17 protein-coding genes are annotated in these 17,993 nt (G+C 64.3%); 12 read left to right on the top strand and 5 right to left on the bottom strand.

What is annotated here, in order from left to right:
* Positions 1-7 precede the first annotated feature (7 nt).
* Positions 8-796 carry a flagellar basal-body rod protein FlgG gene (flgG, locus tag DXH78_RS11825; protein ID WP_115517220.1) on the bottom strand — a complete coding sequence of 263 codons (789 nt, stop codon included), beginning with the start codon at positions 794-796 and terminating at the stop codon, positions 8-10.
* Between the two features lie 12 nt (positions 797-808).
* Complete coding sequence (gene flgF / locus DXH78_RS11830; RefSeq protein WP_115517221.1) at positions 809-1,576, bottom strand: flagellar basal-body rod protein FlgF; 768 nt, start codon at positions 1,574-1,576, stop codon at positions 809-811.
* Between the two features lie 383 nt (positions 1,577-1,959).
* On the opposite strand from flgF, the gene fliL reads away from it, so the two are divergent.
* From fliL to DXH78_RS11855, 5 genes are all read left to right on the top strand, one after another.
* Positions 1,960-2,463: a flagellar basal body-associated protein FliL gene (gene fliL, locus DXH78_RS11835; RefSeq protein ID WP_115517222.1), complete on the top strand. Its 504-nt coding sequence runs from the start codon at positions 1,960-1,962 to the stop codon at positions 2,461-2,463.
* Between the two features lie 53 nt (positions 2,464-2,516).
* A complete protein-coding gene (fliM, locus tag DXH78_RS11840; RefSeq protein ID WP_115517223.1) occupies positions 2,517-3,719 on the top strand; it encodes a flagellar motor switch protein FliM in 1,203 nt (400 codons plus the stop codon).
* A complete protein-coding gene (locus DXH78_RS11845) occupies positions 3,719-4,171 on the top strand; it encodes a DUF6468 domain-containing protein (protein WP_115517224.1) in 453 nt (150 codons plus the stop codon). Before fliM ends, DXH78_RS11845 begins: the two co-directional genes overlap by 1 nt.
* Positions 4,168-5,142 (top strand): MotE family protein, encoded by a 975-nt coding sequence (locus DXH78_RS11850; RefSeq protein ID WP_115517225.1) that lies wholly within the window; start codon positions 4,168-4,170, stop codon positions 5,140-5,142. The genes DXH78_RS11845 and DXH78_RS11850 overlap by 4 nt, the downstream gene beginning before the upstream one ends.
* Before the next feature lie 150 nt (positions 5,143-5,292).
* On the top strand, positions 5,293-9,036 hold the full coding sequence (locus DXH78_RS11855; protein WP_115517226.1) for a tetratricopeptide repeat protein: 3,744 nt from the start codon (positions 5,293-5,295) through the stop codon (positions 9,034-9,036).
* Positions 9,037-9,054: 18 nt separating this feature from the next.
* Here the strand turns inward: DXH78_RS11855 and fliP are convergent, their stop codons facing one another.
* Both fliP and DXH78_RS11865 read right to left on the bottom strand, forming a co-directional pair.
* Positions 9,055-9,822 carry a flagellar type III secretion system pore protein FliP gene (gene fliP / locus DXH78_RS11860; RefSeq protein ID WP_115517227.1) on the bottom strand — a complete coding sequence of 256 codons (768 nt, stop codon included), beginning with the start codon at positions 9,820-9,822 and terminating at the stop codon, positions 9,055-9,057.
* Complete coding sequence (locus DXH78_RS11865; RefSeq protein ID WP_245416802.1) at positions 9,819-10,856, bottom strand: flagellar biosynthetic protein FliO; 1,038 nt, start codon at positions 10,854-10,856, stop codon at positions 9,819-9,821. The genes fliP and DXH78_RS11865 overlap by 4 nt, the downstream gene beginning before the upstream one ends.
* 302 nt (positions 10,857-11,158) lie before the next feature.
* Between DXH78_RS11865 and flgB the strand changes: the two genes are divergently transcribed.
* The 7 genes from flgB to cckA all read left to right on the top strand — a co-directional run bounded on the left by flgB (position 11,159) and on the right by cckA (position 17,479).
* On the top strand, positions 11,159-11,572 hold the full coding sequence (gene flgB / locus DXH78_RS11870) for a flagellar basal body rod protein FlgB (RefSeq protein ID WP_115517228.1): 414 nt from the start codon (positions 11,159-11,161) through the stop codon (positions 11,570-11,572).
* Positions 11,573-11,610: 38 nt separating this feature from the next.
* Positions 11,611-12,021: a flagellar basal body rod protein FlgC gene (flgC, locus tag DXH78_RS11875; protein WP_115517229.1), complete on the top strand. Its 411-nt coding sequence runs from the start codon at positions 11,611-11,613 to the stop codon at positions 12,019-12,021.
* 56 nt (positions 12,022-12,077) lie between these two features.
* Positions 12,078-12,401: a flagellar hook-basal body complex protein FliE gene (gene fliE / locus DXH78_RS11880; protein ID WP_115517230.1), complete on the top strand. Its 324-nt coding sequence runs from the start codon at positions 12,078-12,080 to the stop codon at positions 12,399-12,401.
* Positions 12,402-12,449: 48 nt separating this feature from the next.
* Positions 12,450-12,713: a flagellar biosynthesis protein FliQ gene (fliQ, locus tag DXH78_RS11885; RefSeq protein WP_115517231.1), complete on the top strand. Its 264-nt coding sequence runs from the start codon at positions 12,450-12,452 to the stop codon at positions 12,711-12,713.
* Positions 12,714-12,885: 172 nt separating this feature from the next.
* Positions 12,886-13,656, top strand: coding sequence for a flagellar biosynthetic protein FliR (gene fliR, locus DXH78_RS11890; protein WP_115517232.1), 771 nt, complete (start codon positions 12,886-12,888; stop codon positions 13,654-13,656).
* 11 nt (positions 13,657-13,667) lie between these two features.
* Positions 13,668-14,738 (top strand): flagellar biosynthesis protein FlhB, encoded by a 1,071-nt coding sequence (gene flhB / locus DXH78_RS11895; protein ID WP_115517233.1) that lies wholly within the window; start codon positions 13,668-13,670, stop codon positions 14,736-14,738.
* Positions 14,739-14,845: 107 nt separating this feature from the next.
* Positions 14,846-17,479: a cell cycle histidine kinase CckA gene (cckA, locus tag DXH78_RS11900; protein WP_115517234.1), complete on the top strand. Its 2,634-nt coding sequence runs from the start codon at positions 14,846-14,848 to the stop codon at positions 17,477-17,479.
* Positions 17,480-17,485: 6 nt separating this feature from the next.
* Here cckA and DXH78_RS11905 read toward each other — a convergent pair whose 3' ends face one another.
* On the bottom strand, positions 17,486-17,752 hold the full coding sequence (locus DXH78_RS11905) for a hypothetical protein (RefSeq protein ID WP_115517235.1): 267 nt from the start codon (positions 17,750-17,752) through the stop codon (positions 17,486-17,488).
* Positions 17,753-17,993: the final 241 nt, after the last annotated feature.

The raw sequence follows: 17,993 nt of genomic DNA on the forward strand, positions 1-17,993 counted from the left end.
CTTGACCTCAGCGCATCAGGTTGGAGGTGGCCGACAGCATCTGGTCGGCGGCGGAGATAACCTTGGCGTTCATTTCGTAGGCGCGCTGTGCGGCGATCAGGTCGGAGATTTCGCTCACCGCTTCGACGTTGGCCTGTTCGAGATTGCCCTGCTGCAGATCGCCGAAACCGTTGAGCTGCGGCGTGCCATTCTGCGGCGCGCCGGAGGCCGGCGTTTCCAGATACAGGTTGTCGCCGATGCCCTTGAGGCCGGCCTTGTTGATGAACATCGACAGTTCGATTTGGCCGACCTGGTTCTGGGTGGTCTGACCCGGCTGGGTCACCAGGACCTGGCCTTGGGCGTTGATCGTCACACCGGTGGCGTTCTGCGGGATGGTAATGCCGGGCTGGATCAGGTTGCCGTTGGCGGTCACGATGCGGCCCTGCGCATCAAGTTCGAACGAGCCGTCGCGGGTGTAGGCGGTCGAACCGTCGGGCATCGTCACCTTGAAGAAGCCTTCGCCGCGGATGGCGACGTCGTAGTCCTTGCCGGTCTGCGCCAGCGATCCCTGTGTCATGATGCGCGGCGTGCCGACAGTCTTGACGCCCGAGCCGAGCTCGATGCCGGCGGGCAGGACGTTGCCCTGCGAGGAGGTCTGGGCGCCGACGCGGCTCACATGCTCGTAAAGCAGATCCTGGAATTCAGCGCGCTGCCGCTTGTAGGCGGTGGTGCGCATGTTGGCGATGTTGTTGGAGATGACCTGGACGTTGAGTTCCTGGGCCATCATGCCGGTGGCGGCGGTGTGGAGGGCGCGCATGGTCTAATCTCCTCAGGCCGGCACTTCGGCGAGCTTGTCGATCGCGGTGCGTCGCATGTCGCTTTGTTGCTGCATCATGTTCGCGACCTGGGTGTAGGTGCGCGTGATTTCGATCATGCGGGTCATCTCGACCACGGAACGCACGTTCGATTTTTCGACCGAGCCCTGCACGAACTTCGATTGCGTATCAGGAATTGGCGTGGCGCCGTCCTTCAGCGCGAAGGTGCCGACGCCGGCCTTTTGCAGCATCGCGGGGTTGTCGAAGCCAACCATGCGCAATTTGCCGCGTTGCGATTCCTGGCCAGGATTGCCGGCGACCGCGACGCTGACGGTGCCGTCGCCGCTGATCTTGATGTTGACGTCATTCGGCTGGAACTGGATCGGACCGTTCTCGCCGAGGACGGGATAGCCTTCCGAAGTCACGAGCTGGCCGGTGTTGTCGACCAGGAAGCCGCCATTGCGGGTGTAGCGTTCGCCGCCCGGCGTCTGTACGGCGAAGAAGCCCTTGCCGTTGATAGCCACGTCGGTGGCGTTGCCGGTGCGCTCCATCGAGCCCGAGCTGAAGTCGGTCCAGGTGGCGCGGTCGCGCACGAACGAGACCTGCCGATCGCGGTTTGACATATTGTCGGACCGGGCGGTCTTGCCGATGAATTCCTCGAACACCGCGCCGTCGGCTTTGAAGCCTGAGGTGTTCACGTTGGCGATGTTGTTCGCCACCACATCGAGTTCGCGCCGGAGCACGACCTGACGCGATAGTCCGACCAGCAGCGTATTCTGCATCGGTCATCTCCCCTTGATCCCGACGAAGCCTGCCCTCCCGAGGCCGGTCCCGCCGTGTGGTGAAAGGACGGCTCTCCCAAGCTGCCCTTTCGCGGAAGAAGGATTGCAGCCTCCGTGCCAAGTCGGAATGTCATTATATTTCAATTACTTAATTATTTTTAAGCCATAATTCGTAAGGCAAAAAACACCATAGTGGCCGATTTGGCCCGGCAATTCTTGCCGCTTTGGGAACCCAAGAAAGGTTCTGTTAACCATACCGCCACTAACGTGGCGCACCGACACCGATGGTGGCGGCGATGGGGCGGCTTGCCGGCGACGACACGGCGCGCAGGCCGGCGCCAAGCGCATTGCCCGACAATTTGTGAGGGGACAGGGGTCTTTAGATGGCCAAGGCGAAAAAAGACGCGGAACCCGAGGCCGAAGGTGAAGAGGCCCCCAAGAAGAGCAAGCTACCCTCGAAGAAGGTGATGATCATCGCAGCCGCGGCGCTGCTGGTCGTCGGCGGTGGCGGCTTCGGCGCCATGAAGATGATGGGCGGCAAGGACAAGCACGAGGAGCCCAAGAAGGAAGTGGTCAAGCCCGCAACCTTCGTCGATCTGCCGGACGTGCTGGTCAACCTCGCCAATTCCGGCGGCGAGCGCACTCAGTATCTCAAGGTGAAGGTTGTCCTGGAACTGCCAGACGCCGAGCTGGTGCCGAAGATCCAGCCGCTGATGCCGCGCGTGATGGACGCCTTCCAGACCTATCTGCGCGAATTGCGTCCCACCGATCTCGACGGCTCGGCCGGCCTCTACCGGCTCAAGGAAGAACTGACGCGCCGCGTCAATGTCGCGGTCGCGCCCAACAAGGTGACCGCAGTTCTGTTCAAGGAAATCGTGGTCCAGTAGCGCGGCGCGCCACCGGACCACCGTAAGACAAGAAGCAGACGGCAAAGACGAGCATGGCGGGCAACGACAAGATCGACCAGGACGCGCTGGCGGCGGAGTGGGGCGTCGCGCTCGAGGCCGAGCAGGGCGGCGGCGCGGCCGCGCCGGCGGTGCCTGCCAGCAGTGCCGATCAGGCCGCCGCGCAATGGGCGGCCATGGTCGACGACACCGCCACCTTCCAGTCGAGCAATAAAGGCGGTGCCGAGCGCATCCTCAATCAGGAGGAAATCGACAATCTGCTTGGCTTCAGCCTGGCGGATGTGACGCTCAACGACAATTCCGGCATCCGCTCCATCATCGACTCGGCGATGGTGTCCTACGAGCGTTTGCCGATGCTCGAAATCGTCTTCGACCGCCTGGTGCGGTTGATGACGACCAGCCTGCGCAATTTCACCTCGGACAACGTCGAAGTTTCGCTCGACCGCATCACCTCGGTCCGTTTCGGCGATTATCTGAACTCGATCCCGCTGCCGGCCATTCTCGCCGTGTTCAAGGCGGAGGAATGGGACAATTTTGGTCTCGCCACCGTCAATTCCAGCCTCATCTATTCGATCATCGACGTGCTGCTCGGCGGCCGTCGCGGTCAGAGCTCGGTGCGCGTCGAGGGCCGGCCCTATACGACGATCGAAACGAGCCTGGTCAAGCGCATGATCGAGGTCGTGCTCGCCGACGCCGAACTCGCCTTCAAGCCGTTGTCGCCGGTGAAGTTCAATATCGACCGTCTCGAGACCAATCCGCGCTTCGCCGCGATCTCGCGTCCGGCCAACGCCGCCATTCTCGTGCGCCTGCGCATCGACATGGAAGACCGCGGCGGCAATATCGAACTGCTGCTGCCTTACGCCACCATCGAACCGATCCGCGCCACGCTTCTCCAGATGTTCATGGGCGAGAAGTTCGGCCGCGACCAGATCTGGGAAGGCCATCTGGCCACCGAAATCGGTCAGGCTGAAATCGGCGTCGATGCCGTGCTCTACGAGGAGCACCTGCCGCTGCGCAAGATGATGCAGCTCAATGTCGGCGATACGCTGATGCTTGAGCTCAAGCCCGATGCACTGGTCAAGCTGCGCTGCGGCGACGTCACGCTGACCGAAGGCCGCATGGGCCGCGTCGGCGACCGCATCGCCGTGCGCGTTACCAAGAACCTGCGCAAGCCGCGCACCACCTTCGCGATGTTCGAGAAGGCGGACGAATCCAAGATCCGGATGGAGACACAGTGATGTTTCAATACGGCTTCCTGATCGAGAGCCTGGTGTCCGTCCTGCTGCTGATGACCATCCTCTATTGCGTCCGGCTCAATAATCAGATCCGCCTGCTCAAGGCCGACGAACAGTCGCTGCGCGCCACCATCGCCGAACTCATCACCGCGACCGAAATTGCCGAACGTGCCATCGGTGGCCTCAAGGCGACCATGCGCGAGAGCGAGCAGACGCTCGGCGAGCGCGTCAAGCGCGCCGACACGCTCTCGGCCGACCTCGGCCGTCAACTCGAATCCGGCGAACTGCTGCTGTCGCGGCTGGTTCGTATCACCGAAGCCGGCCGTCCCGACGCGATGCCGCAGCAGCCGGCTCCGCCGCGCGCCCAGGCGCTGGCCGCCGCGGCCCAGGCGCTGGCCGAGCGCCAGCAGGCGCGGCTCAAGTCGGCCGGCGAAGCCAGCGGATTGGCGGCATGATCAAGCTGGCGCGCGAATTCCGTCTGATCCCGATCGTTCTTTTGGCGACGATCTGCCTGCTCGGGCTCAAGGTGACGGGTCTCGTGTTCGACGGCGGCTATACTTTGGGTGAGAGGCTTGCTGAACGCGGCAAGCCCGCCGGCATGACCGTCACGTCCAGCAAGGACCTGCCGGATTATCCGCGCATCGTCGTGGCGGGCGAACCGTCGCCGCCGGAGACGCCGGCCGCGAACGCTGCAAGCCCCTGGGCCAAGGAGATGTTCAATTTCGGTGGCGGGAGCGCCCGCGCGCCCGAGGTCGTGGGCTCGGTCGCCAACCGGACCGCAGTGCTGCCCAAGATCGGCGCAGCTGCGGGCGATAATGAAATCGTCACTGGCTCCGCCGGCGGCGGCACGCCGCAACATTCGGCAGCGCAGCCGCCAGCCGAACCGCTGAAAGCCACAGACAAGCCGCCGGCCCCGACCAAGCTCGAAGTCGGCGGTGACGCGCAGCCGCTGTCGCCCGGCAAGATCAATTCGCCGGCCGAACGCGCCATTCTCGGCCGCCTGCAGGACCGGCGCGAGACGCTCGACAACCGCAACAAGGAACTCGACATGCGCGAGAGCCTGATCAAGGCGGCGGAGAAGCGGCTCGAGGCCAAGGTCGGCGAGATGAAAGACATCGAGACGCGCATCAAGACCGCGACCGATGCCCGCGAAAAGGAAGAGAAGGAACGCCTCAAAGGTCTCGTCGCGATGTACGAGAATATGAAGCCGAAGGATGCGGCCCGTATCTTCGACCGGCTCGACCTCAGGGTGCTGGTCGATCTCTCGACCGCGATGAAGCCCATCACTATGTCGGCGGTGCTGGCACAGATGTCGCCGGAGGCGGCCGAGCGCCTGACGGTCGAACTGGCCTCGCGCGCCAATGCGCCGAAAGCGCAAAGCGCTGGCGACCTGCCCAAAATCGAAGGCCAGCCGGGCAAGATGTGACACCGATGCCGGTGTCCCGATGCTCGTTAGGCGTCTGTTTTACCGCAACAGTTAATCCGCCGTTAAACGCGGTTCCTTAGGCTGGCGGCCGGGCATACCCACCGCATGGAAGACGCGATGCACGTTCGTCCTGCCAGCAGGCCAACCGCGATGGCGCGAGCGCTCAATGCAGCGCGCGCGGCACTGGCCTTGCTCGTGGTAACGGGCGCGGGTGTGTCGATTGCGCGTGCCGCCGAGCCGGTGAAAGGCGAGGTCAAGGCGTCGAGCGAAGCCGGCTATGGCCGTCTGGTGTTCAAGTTCGACGATCCGGTCGATACCAGGGTCCGGGTCGCCGGCGCCATCCTTGTTATCGAGTTCAAAGAGCCGGTGGCGGTTACGGTCGATCGCATCAGCGGCCGGGTGCCTGAGTTTGTCAGCGCCGCGCGGGTCGATCCCGACGGCAAGGCGGTGCGCATCGCGCTCGCCGGCAAATTCCGCATCAACCCCATTCCGGCGGCGGAGCGGCTTTACATCGACCTGTTGCCCGAACCCTGGGTCGGCATGCTGCCGGGCCTGCCGCAGGATGTGGTCGACGAACTGGCCGCGCGCGCCCGTTCGGCCGAGCTCGCCTCGCGCAAGAAACGGGCGGCCGATCAGGCTGCAGCGCTGCCGGCGGTGCGGGTGAAAGCCGTCAGGCTTCCGACCTTCATGCGCTATGTGTTCGACCTGCCGGCCGGGATCGATGCCACACCCGAACTGTCCGATGGCAAGTTCAAGCTGCATTTCAGCAAGCCGGCGAAATGGGATCTCGCCGACGTCGCGGCGACGCTGCCCGCCACCGTGAAATCGGTGAAGCCGGAAGCCGAGTTCGACTCCATCGGCGTCATCTTTACGCTCAACGGCGCGCCGGATACGCGCTCGTTTCGCGAAGACAAGAGCTTCGTTGTCGATATCGGGCTCGGTGCCGACGCGGCGCCGCAGGCCGCGGCCACGCCGTTGATGCCGGCGATCGCGGCGGCAGGCGTGCAGATCGCCCCGCCGGAAACCGTGCCGGCCAAGGAAGCCAGCCGTGACGAGGCGCCTCCGTTCAAGGACATTCCGGCGCTGAAGGACGCGCCGCCGTTGAAAGATGCACCACCTTTGAAGGACGCGACGGCGCGCCCGGAAGCGCCGGCGCAGCCAGCGGTGCCATCGCTGGCGCCGGTCATGGCGCCGAAGGCGGAAGCCAAATCCGAGCCAGCCGCCGCGACCAAGGTCGAGCCGGCAAAGCCTGAGACGAAGACGGCCGACGTCAAGGCGTCCGAGGCGAAGCCGCCTGTGCAGGCCGCCGAAGCGCCGCGCGCGGCGGAGCCGGCAAAAGCTCAAGCCAAGGCAGCGGCGAAGCCGCCCGTCCAACCATCGACTCCGCAGCCGAAGGCCGAAACCGCGTCCGCGGAAACCGCCATGCCGGCGATCGCCACGGCGTCCAGCGATCAGATGCGCGTCAGTCTGCCTTTTGCCGCGCCGACGCCGGCGGCCATGTTCCGGCGCGGCGATTCACTCTGGCTGGTGTTCGACAGCGGCAAACCGATCGATGTCTCACACTTGGCGCGCGACTTCGGCCATATCGTGAGACAAGCCGATTTCGAAAGCGGCGGCAGCGGCGAGGGCATTGTACGCCTGCGCCTGACGCGGCCGATGCTGGCGAGCCTGGAAGCCGACGATAATGGCTGGGTTCTCAAGGTCGGCGACAGCGTTGCAACGCCGCCGCAGGCCTTGTCGACGGCGCGGCTCATCAATGGCACCAAGCGCGGCATTGTCGTGGCGCTCGATCACGCCGGCACACTGCATCATCTCACCGATCCCGATCTCGGGACGCGGCTGATGACGATCACAGCGCTGGCGCCGGCGCGGGGCCTGATGCGGCCGCAGACTTTCGTCGAACTGCGCGTGTTGCAGTCCATGCACGGCATCGCACTCGAGCCGCTTGCCGACGACATCACCGCTGACGTCACGGCCGATCAGGTTACGCTTTCGCGGCCAGGTGGTCTCACCTTGTCGGCTGAAAGCCTGGTGCAGCAGCAACAGATGTCACCAGGGCTGCGCGAAGGTTCGATCGATCCCGAGACGTGGGAGGCCGACCGCAAGGCGCCGTTCGAGGCGCGACAGTCGATGCTGATCGCCGACGCGGCGGCGGCCGGCGAGGGCACCAAGCGGGCCGCACGTTATAACCTCGCGCGTTTTTACCTCGCTAACGGGATGGGTGCGGAAGCCAAGGCCGTCCTGAGCGTCGCGCTGGGTGACAAGGCCAATGGTGGCGATGAGGTGACCGGATCGATTCTGCGCGCGCTCGCCAACGTCATGCTGCACCGGCCGGAAGACGCCTTGAAGGATCTCGCCGATCCGGAGATCGGCAATCAAAAAGAAGCGCCGATCTGGCGTGCCATGGCGCAGGCGCGACTCGCTCGCTGGCCGGAGGCGCACGCCGCGTTCAAACCGCTCGACAAGCAGATCGCGGGCCTGCCGCTCAACCTGCAGCGCAGTGTGCTGCTCGACCGCATCCGCACCGGCATCGAGGTCAAGGATTTCGACGCCGCCGCGCGCATGGTCAACGACCTCGATACCATCGGCGTGCCGGGCGATACCACGGCTTCGGTCGCGGTGCTGAAGGGGCGCCTCGCCGAGAATCTCGGCCGCAAGGAAGATGCGCTCAAGGAATACCGAGAGGCGGTGATGTCGCCCAACCGCCGGGCCGGCGCGCAGGCGCGGTTGCGCGAAATCGAATTGATGTCGAAGAGCGGCGCGATGCCGCGCAACGAAATGGTACACGAGCTCGAGACGTTGACCACGGTGTGGCGTGGCGACGAGACCGAGACGCAGGGGCTGCAACTGCTCGCGCATCTCTACACCGAAGACGGCCGCTATCGCGATGCCTTCCACGTCATGCGCGCTGCGCTGCTCGCCCATCCCAATGCCGAAGAGACACGCAAGATCCAGGACGAAGCGGCCAAGACCTTCGACGCCTTGTTCCTCGGCGGCAAGGGTGACGCGCTGCCGCCGATCGAGGCATTGGCGTTGTTCTACGATTATCGCGAATTGACACCGATCGGCCGGCGCGGCGACGAGATGATCAGGCGTTTGGCCGAGCGCCTGGTCGCGGTCGACCTGCTCGATCAGTCGGCAGAGTTGTTGCAGCATCAGGTCGATCACCGTCTGCAGGGCGCGGCCCGCGCGCAAGTGGCGACACGGCTGGCGATGATCTATCTCATGAACCACAAGGCCGACCACGCGCTCGCTACGTTGCAGCGGACGCGCTCATCGGAACTGTCCAATGAATTGCGTGACCAGCGCCTGTTGCTGGAAGCGCGGGCGCTGTCCGATATCGGGCGCAACGATGTCGCGCTCGAGGTTGTCGCCAATCTCAAGGGGCGCGAGGCGATCCGCCTGCGCGCCGATATCGAATGGGCCGCCAAGCATTGGCGCACCGCGGCGGAACAGATCGAATTGATGCTCGGCGAACGCTGGAAGGATTTCCGGCCGCTGAGCGACTCCGAGCGCATGGACGTGCTCCGCGCCGCGATCGGCTATACGTTGAGCGACGAGGGCATCGGGTTGGCGCGGCTGCGCGAGAAATACGCGGCCAAGATGGCCGGCACACCGGACGCCCATGCGTTTGAGGTGGTGAGCGCGCCGATCGGCGCCGACTCGACGGAATTCCAGTCGGTGGCCCGGCGTATTGCCAATACCGATACGCTCGACGCCTTCCTGCGCGATCTCAACGAGCGTTACGGCGCCGAGTTCTCGAAGTTGCCGCAGGCCCGCAACGGCGCAGCTCCGAATGCCGCGGCGAAGGCTGACGACAAGCGCGCCGATCCGGCGCCCACCGGTTCGATCCGCCCGCGCGCGGCGACGTTCAAGGATCAGCCGAAGCGCTGAAGGCGCGCCGACGCGCGCCTATGTCCCGTAGCTCTGGATCAGCGATCCGGCGACCAGCGACCAGCCGTCGACCAGCACGAAGAAGATCAGCTTGAACGGCAGCGACACCACGACCGGTGGCAGCATCATCATGCCCATCGACATCAGCACCGAGGCGACGACGAGGTCGATGATCAGGAACGGAATGAACAGCAGAAAGCCGATCTCGAAGGCGCGCTTGAGTTCCGAGATCATGAAGGCCGGGATCAGGACGCGCAGCGACAACTGCTCGGGCGAGGCCGGCGGCGGCTCGCGCGTCATGTCGATGAACAGCTTCAGGTCCTTGTCGCGGACGTTCTTCTGCATGAAGGCGCGCAGCGGCACGGCGCCGCGCTCGAATGCCTGCTCGGCGGTGATCTCGTTGGCGACCAGCGGGCGGATGGCGGTGTCGTAAGCCGTCTGCAGCGTCGGCGCCATCACGAAGGCGGTGAGGAACAGTGCGAGCCCGACCAGCACCGAATTGGGCGGCGCGGTCGCGGTGCCAAGCGCGGTACGCAGCAGCGACAGCACGACGACGATGCGCGTGAACGACGTCATCATGACGAGAATCGACGGTGCCAGCGACAGCACCGTCAGCAGCGCGATCATCTGGATGACGCGCTCGGTCAGCCCCGCGTTGCCGGGCCCGCCGAAATTGATGCTGACATCCTGCGCCGCGGCCGGAGCCGCAAGGATGAGGAGCGCTCCTGATACTCCAGCCGCCACCGTCAGAAATTGACGAACTCGGCGGCCGGAACGATCCCTCAAGTCTTACCCGGAGGACGGCCGAGCAGACTGGCCATCTCCTGTTCAAGACTGTCGTAGACAGTCTTGCCCGCGGGCGTCGTCGAGCGGGGCGGTTGCGAGGTCGGGCGATCGAGACGCGGCTCCTGCCGCGACGGGCGCGGCATTTCAAAGGGGGGCTCCGGCCAACCGTCGTCGGCAGACTTGGCGGGCGCGGGCGCTTCGATGCGCGGGTCGACGCGCAGCTTGTAATCGCGGCGCGGCACTTCGACCGGCAAGGGCGAGACAGACTTGGAAGCGACCGGTACGGCGAGCGGATCGGTGACCGGCGCGCGGCTTTCGGCCGGCGCGCGGCGCAGCGCCGCCTCGAGTTGCTGCGCCATCTCGGCGAGATTGTGGTCGGTCTGCGGTGCTTCGCCCGGTTCGTGCTCCATTGCCACCGGCGGAGCGACGGGCGGCGCAACTGGCTGCGGCGTCATTTGCGGTGCGGCCGCGCGCGTCGGCATGACATCCGGCGGCGCAATGCGGCTCGACAATTCGGCGGCGAGGCCGCTCAGGCTGTTCTCAGACGAGGCCGGACGCGGCCGGGCGCCCGGTTCGGGCGCATGCCACGGCTCCTCGGTCACCGGTTGGCGATAGGGACGCGGCGGCGGCAGCGGTGCCGATTCGGTGATTGGTTGCAGCGGGACATTGTCGGGCGCGGGCGCATGGCGCAACGCCGGTTCGGCGGCGCGGGTGACCGTTTCCGGCGCACGCGGCGCGGCCGGCGCGGCGCGCACGATGTTTTGCTCGACGACGACGTCGGTCGGGCCGCCAATCATCATCAGATGCTCGACATTATCGCGGCGGATGAGAACCAGACGGCGGCGGGCATCGACGGTGGCGGCATCGATCACGGCCAGGCGTGGCTGACGGCCGCGCGCATTGGCACCGCCCAGGCGGTCGGCTGCGAAGCGGCGCACCAGCCAGGCGGTCAGGCCTATGAGCGCCAAGACCGCCGCGAAGGCGACGAAGAACTTTGCCGCGGTGGGCATCTCCGCGCCGAAAAGGTCGAACATCGAAGCGCTCCGTGACAGTGAAACCCAACGCGATCAGAATCAGCCAAATAGTTAACGGCAGTAGGCACGATTTGCCGGACCGGCCGCCATTAAAATCTTAACAAAACGGCGGCGGTTTGGCACCGGGCGCGGAAAAGCTAACTGCTGCACATGGTTAACGGCGGCCCGCCCGGAGGCCCTGAAACCGTCCCCGTTTACCACCTGTTAACCATAGGCCCGGCAAAGTCTGCCTAGTTGGCTTCGTGTCGCGAAGCAAGCCGGTGATGTCTTAACCGGCCGTTTCCAGCGCGAAAGAGGGCCCAATGGCGATCACCGATGTTCCCATTCTGTCGATGTTGCGCACCAAGATGTCCTGGGCGCAGGAGCGCCAGAAGGTGCTCGCCCAGAACGTCGCCAATTCCGATACCCCGAATTACCGCGGCCGGGACCTCGCGGCGCCGAAATTCGACGACGCCGTGGCGGGGACCTCACGCCCGGTCGATCAGGTGACGCTCGCGGCGACGACGCCGGGCCACATCGGTGGCGGCATGTCGCTCAACGGCGCGTCGAAATACGCGACCACAAAGGGCGGCTACGAAGTTCGCCCCGGCGGCAACTCGGTCAATCTCGAAGACGAGATGATGAAGGTGGCGTCGAACCAGATGGAATACCAGGCGGCGACCGCGCTCTACACGCGCAGCCTCACCCTCCTGAAAGTGGCGCTCGGCAAGCGCTGACGAATCCTGAGGGGCACGGCGGAACGGAGACCTGAACAATGGACTTCATGAAGACGATGACGATCGCCGCGTCCGGGCTCAAAGCCCAGGCCGGACGCATGCGCATCATTTCTGAAAACATCGCCAACGCCGATTCGGTGCCGGATGCGCCGGGTGCCGATCCTTACCGGCGCAAGATTCCGACCTTCAACACCGAGCTCGACCGCTCGCTCGATGCCCGCGTCGTCACCCTCGGCCGCGTCGCCACCGACAAGAGCGACTTCCGTCTCAAATACGAGCCCGGCCATCCGTCGGCCAACGCCGACGGCAACGTCAAATACCCGAATGTGAACTCGCTCGTCGAAATGACCGACATGCGGGAAGCGCAGCGTTCCTACGAAGCCAACATCAATGTGATCAGTGCGACGCGCCGGATGATCCAGCGCACCATCGACATCCTCAAAGCGTGAGCCCGCACCGCCCGCGCAGGCGGGCGCGACACCGCATCTCAAAAGGATAGATAATCATGGCCAGCCCGCTTTCAGCCGCCGGTGCCTACGCCAACGTGGCGCGCATCGCCGCCGACCCGACCGCGGCATTTGCCGGGGCCGGCGTTGCCCAGCCCAAGAGCGAGACGAGCTTTGCCTCGGTACTCAAGGATGCCATCGGCGCGGTCCACGAAACCGGCCACAAGTCCGATGTGCAGACTCAGCAGCTCGTGAAAGGCCAGTCCAACATGGTCGATGTCGTCACCGCGGTGGCCGAGACCGAGGTGGCGATCGATGCCGTGGTCGCCGTCCGCGACAAGGTGATCGCAGCCTACGAAGAAATCATGCGGATGCCGATTTGATCTTTTTTCCCGCTTCGCCCGGGAGGGCGCGGCAACAGAGAGTTTGAAATGACCGGTCCGGAAGTCCTCGATGTGGCGCGCGACGCCATTTATACGCTGATCGTTGTCTCGGCGCCGGTGATGCTGGTCGGTCTGATCGTCGGCGTTGCCATCTCGCTGTTGCAGGCGCTGACGCAGATTCAGGAAATGACCTTGGCCTTCGTGCCGAAAATCCTGGCGATCTTCGTCTCGTTATTGATCGCGCTGCCATTCATGGCCGAAAAGCTGCATGCGGAAATGCTGCGTATCGCCTCGCGAATCGTGACGGGGTAGTCTCCGTCATGTCCGGCCATTGCGGTTAAAAATACCGCGTTCTTTCGGAACGCCGAGGTGCCGGGCATCCGCGCATTTGGCCGCGAATCGTGCGAGAAGACGTCGGTGGCCGGGACTGGCCCGGTCATGACGAGTTTCGGAAGTCTCGCCGAGCGGTCGGAAACTCCTGCCGATGCAGATCAACATCTCCTTTCTTCCGGTGCTGGCGGCAGCGTTCATGCTGACCTTCGCGCGCGTCGGCACGATGGTTATGCTGATGCCGGGCATCGGCGAGAGCAACATGCCCTCCAGGGTGCGGCTGACGATCGCGCTGGCGCTGACGGCGATCATCATGCCGTTGCACCAGAACGCCTATAATGTGACTCTGACCAGCTTCGGCCCGGTGCTGCAGCTCTTGTTTCAGGAGATCATCATTGGCGTCGTACTCGGCCTGACGGTGCGGCTCGCCATCTCGGCGCTGCAGACGGCTGGCGTGGTGGTGGCCCAGCAACTTGGTCTCGGCTTTGCGACCTCTGTCGATCCGACGCAGAATCAGCAGGGCGTAATGATCGGCAATTTCCTGGCCGTGCTTGGCGTGGCCCTGATTTTCGCCACCGACCTGCATCATCTGGTTATCGCCGCGCTTAACGATTCCTATGCGATCTTCGCACCGGGTGAGATGCCGCTCACCGGCGACGTCGCGCAGCACTTTACCCGCGTGGTTGCGACATCCTTCCGCATCGCCATCCAGATATCGGCGCCGTTTCTGGTGTTCGGCCTGGTGTTCAATCTGGGTCTGGGCATTCTCGCCCGCCTGATGCCGCAGATGCAGGTGTTTTTCATCGGCTTGCCGCTGTCGATCCTGCTCGGGTTCCTGCTTCTGCTGCTGGTGCTCGCCGCCATGATGGGGACGTTCACCGGTTACGTCGAGAACGTGCTTCTCGAACTTGCGCCACGCCGGTGAAGGGGTAGCGCATGGCCGACGAAGCCGATCTCGAGGATAAAACAGAAGATCCTTCCCAAAAACGCTTAGATGATGCGTTTGAGAAGGGTAACGTCGTCAAGAGCCAGGAGGTCAATACCTGGTTCATCATCGCCGGCGCCACTTTGGTGCTGATGACGTTTTCCGGAAACATGGTGCAGGGCCTTACCACCATGATGCGCGGCCTGATCGCGAATGCAGCGATCATTTCCATGGACGGGCCGGCGCTGCCGAGGCTGTTTGGAAAGATCGGCGGCGAACTCCTGGCTGTGCTGGCAATTCCGTTTCTGGTCCTGATGCTGGCGGCGCTGGCCGGCAACATCGTGCAGCATCGCTTCGTCTGGTCGACCGAATCGCTGACGCCGAAATTTTCCAAGATTTCGCCGCTCGCCGGCATGAAGCGGTTGTTTTCCAAACAGTCGCTGGCCAATTTTCTCAAAGGCCTGATCAAGATCGTCATTCTCGGCGCGGTCATGGTGGCGCTGTTGTGGCCCGATCGCGACCGCATGGAAGGCCTCGTCACCATGGACCCGGCGGCCCTGCTGCCGTTCACGTCGGCGATCTCGCTCAAGATCATGGGCGCTGTGGTGGCGCTGCTCGCCGTGGTGGCCGCGGCCGACTACCTGTTCCAGTACCGCAGCTGGTACGGCAAACTGAAGATGTCGCTGCAGGAGTTGAAGGACGAATACAAGCAGACCCAGGGCGACCCGTTCATCAAGGGCAAGCTCAAGCAGATCCGGCAAATGCGCTCGAAGCAGCGCATGTCGACCGCGGTGCCGAAGGCTTCGGTGATCATCACCAACCCGACTCACTATGCCGTCGCGCTGCAATACGAGCGCGGCATGGAGGCGCCGCTGTGTGTTGCCAAGGGTGTCGACGCCATGGCGCTGCAGATCCGCAAAATCGCCACCGAGCACAACGTGCCGATTGTCGAGAACGTGCCGCTCGCCCGCGCCCTGCACGCCACCGTCGAGGTCGATCAGGCCATCCCGCCGGAGCACTACAAGGCGGTGGCTGAGGTCATCGGCTATGTCATGAAACTGCGGCGGGCCATCCGTTCGTGACGGGCTCACGAATTGGCCGAAAACGCCGCTTAAGACCCATTAAAGGCAGGGATTTCCGGCTCGCGGCCCTTGCGCGGAGCGGCCCCCTTAAGGCACTTGAATAAGTCATGAACTCCGAGCGACCGAATGAGCCTCGCTCCGCCCCGCGTGACGGGCAGGGCAAGCGGCAAGCCTTCGACAAGAGCCAGAGCGCGCCGCGCTCGGGCTCCGTCGGCATGGTTCTGCTGGTCGCTCTGCTTCTGGTCGGCGCGGCCGGCGGCCTCATCTATATCGGTCCGGCCCACGCCGAGACCTATATCCTCGCGCTGCTATCGGTTCTCGGCACCATTGGCGTGTTCGCACTGTTTGCGCTGGCCTCCGGCATCATGCGGCTGTCCAGTCGCGAGCAGAGCAATCCGCTTCTGAAATCCGTGGTGGATCAAGGCTTCGACGGCATCGTCGTGACGGATCAGGCGGGAAGAGTTTTCTACGCCAATGCCACCTATCTCGATCTGATCGGCGCCGCGGATGAAAATGACGTCCGGCCGGTCGAGCGGGGTTTCATTGGCGACCCGGAAGTGTCCGAGGCGATCTATCGCCTGCTCAAGGCCGCTCGCGAGGGACGGCGCCTTCAGGAAGAGGTCCGTATCGCCGGTGGTTCCGGTGAAGCGGCGCGCTGGCTGCGGATGCGCGTTCGCCCGCTCGGCGAGTCGCGGCGCGACGCCAAACTTGCGGTCTGGTCGATCGCCGACGTTACGCGCGAGCGCGAGCGTCAGGAAAATGTCTTCCAGGAGCTGCAGCACGCCATCGATTATCTCGACCACGCGCCGGCCGGCTTCTTCTCGGTCGATGCCAAGGGCGACATCATCTATCTCAATGCTACGCTGGCGGCCTGGCTCGATCAGGACCTGGCGCAAATCGGCGTTGGTGCCGGTGCCGGCTCGCTCAAACTTTCCGATATCGTCGCCGGCGAGGGCGCGGCGCTGCTCACAACGCTTAACGCCGCGCCGGGCGACGTGAACACCGAGGTGCTCGACCTCGACCTGCGCACGCGTACCGGCAAGCCGCTGCCGGTGCGGCTGTTCCACAAGGTCGCCTACGGCGCCGACGGTGCGCCGGGTGCTTCGCGCACGCTGGTGCTCAACCGGGGCAAAGGCAGCGGCGAGGACGCGCAGCGCGACGCCGAAGTGCGCTTCATGCGGTTCTTCCAGAACACGCCAATGGCGATCGCCACGGTGGACCGCACGGGCCGCATCGCGCGCAACAATGCGCGCTTCGCCGCCGCTTTCGATGGCATGATTGGCGACAATCGCTCGATCATGTCGGTGGTCAACGAGCGCGACCGCAGCGCTCTCGAGGCTGCGATCAAGCGCGCCGCCAGCGGCCAGGGCGACATCCCGCCGGTCGATGCGCAACTGGCCGGCGGCAACGAGCGCTGGGCGAACTTTTTCGTGCTCGCGGTCGAGGACAAGGATTCCGAGGGCGAGGCGGCCATCGTCTACGCGCTGGAGACCACGGCGCAGCGCACGCTGGAGAACAAGGTCTACCAGCAACAGAAGATGGAATCGGTCGGGCAACTGGCCGGCGGCATCGCCCACGACTTCAACAACGTGCTGTCCGCCATCATGATGGCGACCGACTTCCTGCTCAACGCCCACAAGCCGACCGATCCGTCGTTCCAGGACATCATCCAGATCAAGCAGAACGCCAACCGTGCTGCCGCGCTGGTGCGTCAGCTATTGGCGTTCTCGCGCAAGCAGACCTTGCGGCCGCAGGTGCTCGATCTCGGCGAGGTGCTCGGCGATCTTGGTATGCTCCTGAAGCGGCTGATCGGCGAGAAGGTGACGTTCGGCGGCGTCAAGCACGGCCGCGATTTGTGGCCGGTGAAGGCCGATCTGTCGCAGTTCGAGCAGGTGATCGTGAACCTGGCCGTCAATGCCCGCGATGCCATGCCGGAGGGCGGCACGCTCAGCATGCGCACGGCCAATGTCGCGGCGGCCGAATGTGCGCAATTTGGTCACAAGGGCATGCCGGCGGCGGACTATGTGCTGGTCGAGGTCAGCGACACCGGCACCGGCATTCCGCAGGATATCATCGACAAGATTTTCGAGCCGTTCTTCTCGACCAAGGAAGTCGGCAAGGGGACGGGCCTTGGATTGTCGACGGTCTACGGCATCGTCAAGCAGACCGGCGGCTTTGTGTATGTGGATTCCGTGCCGGGACGCACCACGTTCCGCATCTTCCTGCCGCGCCATATCCCGGCCGTCGAGGACAAGCCTGCGGTGGGGGCGCCGCCGATTGCGCCGGCACTCGATGCGGCCAAATCGCTCGAAGCCACCAAATCGGCCGCCGAGACGATGGCCAAGCAGGCGCAGGCCAACGCCGATCTGACTGGGCAGGGCATCATTCTGCTGGTGGAAGACGAGGAAGGCCTGCGCGCGCTCAATGCCCGCGGCCTGTCCTCGCGCGGCTACACCGTGCTTGAGGCCGGTAACGGCGTCGAGGCGATGGAGGTCATGGAGCGGGAAGGCCATGTCGATCTGGTCGTGTCCGACGTGGTGATGCCGGAAATGGATGGCCCGACTTTGTTGCGCGAACTGCGTGCGCGCGATCCGAAGGTGAAGTTCATCTTCGTGTCCGGCTACGCCGAAGAGGCTTTCGCCAAGAACCTGCCGCAGGACCAGCAATATCACTTCCTGGCCAAGCCGTTCACGCTCAAGCAACTCGTGGCCGAGGTGAAGCAGACGCTCGCTGGCGAGTAACCAGATTTAGTAGCAGGCCTGCGCCAGTGTCACCTTGGCAAAGACGAAGCTGGAAACCGTACACCGGCCTGGCCGCTCCGCGACGCCGGTGCTTTGCGGTGCGGTGAAATAACTGCGCTCCAACGCGGCCGCGGCCGGCTCGGTGTACAACGACACCACATCGGTTGGAGTTTCGGCGGGCTTAGCCTCTCGTGTACCGTCGAACGGGGTCAATTTGGCCTGGGCTGCGCCGCCGAGCGCCAGTAACACGGCGGCGGTGATTGCGAGTTTCATCGCGCGAACTCCGGAAAGTGCTTTGTTGACGCCTTATTTGAACGGACAACGAACGGCGTATCGTCGCTGTTCCATCGAGGGCTGCCGAAGCGGCTGAACAAGTCGTGAGCGGCGAAGATTTGTCGAAAAATCAAGGGACTAAACTGCTCCACAGGCCGCCTGCGGCTTTGCGGCGCAGTGGCTGCGGACCCCCTTACAAACCCCTCCGGCGCTACCTATTCTCCGCCTCGCCTGATTTGGC

The sequence above is a fragment of the Undibacter mobilis genome (assembly GCF_003367195.1).
Classification (GTDB): Bacteria; Pseudomonadota; Alphaproteobacteria; order Rhizobiales; family Xanthobacteraceae; genus Pseudolabrys; species Pseudolabrys mobilis.

Excerpts from the sequence above, each read along its gene's own strand:
- DXH78_RS11845 (WP_115517224.1), top strand. The coding sequence starts at position 3,719 with ATGTTTCAATACGGCTTCCTGATCGAGAGCCTGGTGTCCGTCCTGCTG.
- flgB (WP_115517228.1), top strand. The coding sequence starts at position 11,159 with ATGGCGATCACCGATGTTCCCATTCTGTCGATGTTGCGCACCAAGATG.
- DXH78_RS11855 (WP_115517226.1), top strand. The coding sequence starts at position 5,293 with ATGGCGCGAGCGCTCAATGCAGCGCGCGCGGCACTGGCCTTGCTCGTG.
- fliL (WP_115517222.1), top strand. The coding sequence starts at position 1,960 with ATGGCCAAGGCGAAAAAAGACGCGGAACCCGAGGCCGAAGGTGAAGAG.
- cckA (WP_115517234.1), top strand. The coding sequence starts at position 14,846 with ATGAACTCCGAGCGACCGAATGAGCCTCGCTCCGCCCCGCGTGACGGG.
- fliQ (WP_115517231.1), top strand. The coding sequence starts at position 12,450 with ATGACCGGTCCGGAAGTCCTCGATGTGGCGCGCGACGCCATTTATACG.
- DXH78_RS11865 (WP_245416802.1), bottom strand. The coding sequence starts at position 10,856 with ATGTTCGACCTTTTCGGCGCGGAGATGCCCACCGCGGCAAAGTTCTTC.
- DXH78_RS11850 (WP_115517225.1), top strand. The coding sequence starts at position 4,168 with ATGATCAAGCTGGCGCGCGAATTCCGTCTGATCCCGATCGTTCTTTTG.
- fliM (WP_115517223.1), top strand. The coding sequence starts at position 2,517 with ATGGCGGGCAACGACAAGATCGACCAGGACGCGCTGGCGGCGGAGTGG.
- flgG (WP_115517220.1), bottom strand. The coding sequence starts at position 796 with ATGCGCGCCCTCCACACCGCCGCCACCGGCATGATGGCCCAGGAACTC.
- flhB (WP_115517233.1), top strand. The coding sequence starts at position 13,668 with ATGGCCGACGAAGCCGATCTCGAGGATAAAACAGAAGATCCTTCCCAA.
- fliR (WP_115517232.1), top strand. The coding sequence starts at position 12,886 with ATGCAGATCAACATCTCCTTTCTTCCGGTGCTGGCGGCAGCGTTCATG.
- DXH78_RS11905 (WP_115517235.1), bottom strand. The coding sequence starts at position 17,752 with ATGAAACTCGCAATCACCGCCGCCGTGTTACTGGCGCTCGGCGGCGCA.
- fliE (WP_115517230.1), top strand. The coding sequence starts at position 12,078 with ATGGCCAGCCCGCTTTCAGCCGCCGGTGCCTACGCCAACGTGGCGCGC.
- flgF (WP_115517221.1), bottom strand. The coding sequence starts at position 1,576 with ATGCAGAATACGCTGCTGGTCGGACTATCGCGTCAGGTCGTGCTCCGG.
- flgC (WP_115517229.1), top strand. The coding sequence starts at position 11,611 with ATGGACTTCATGAAGACGATGACGATCGCCGCGTCCGGGCTCAAAGCC.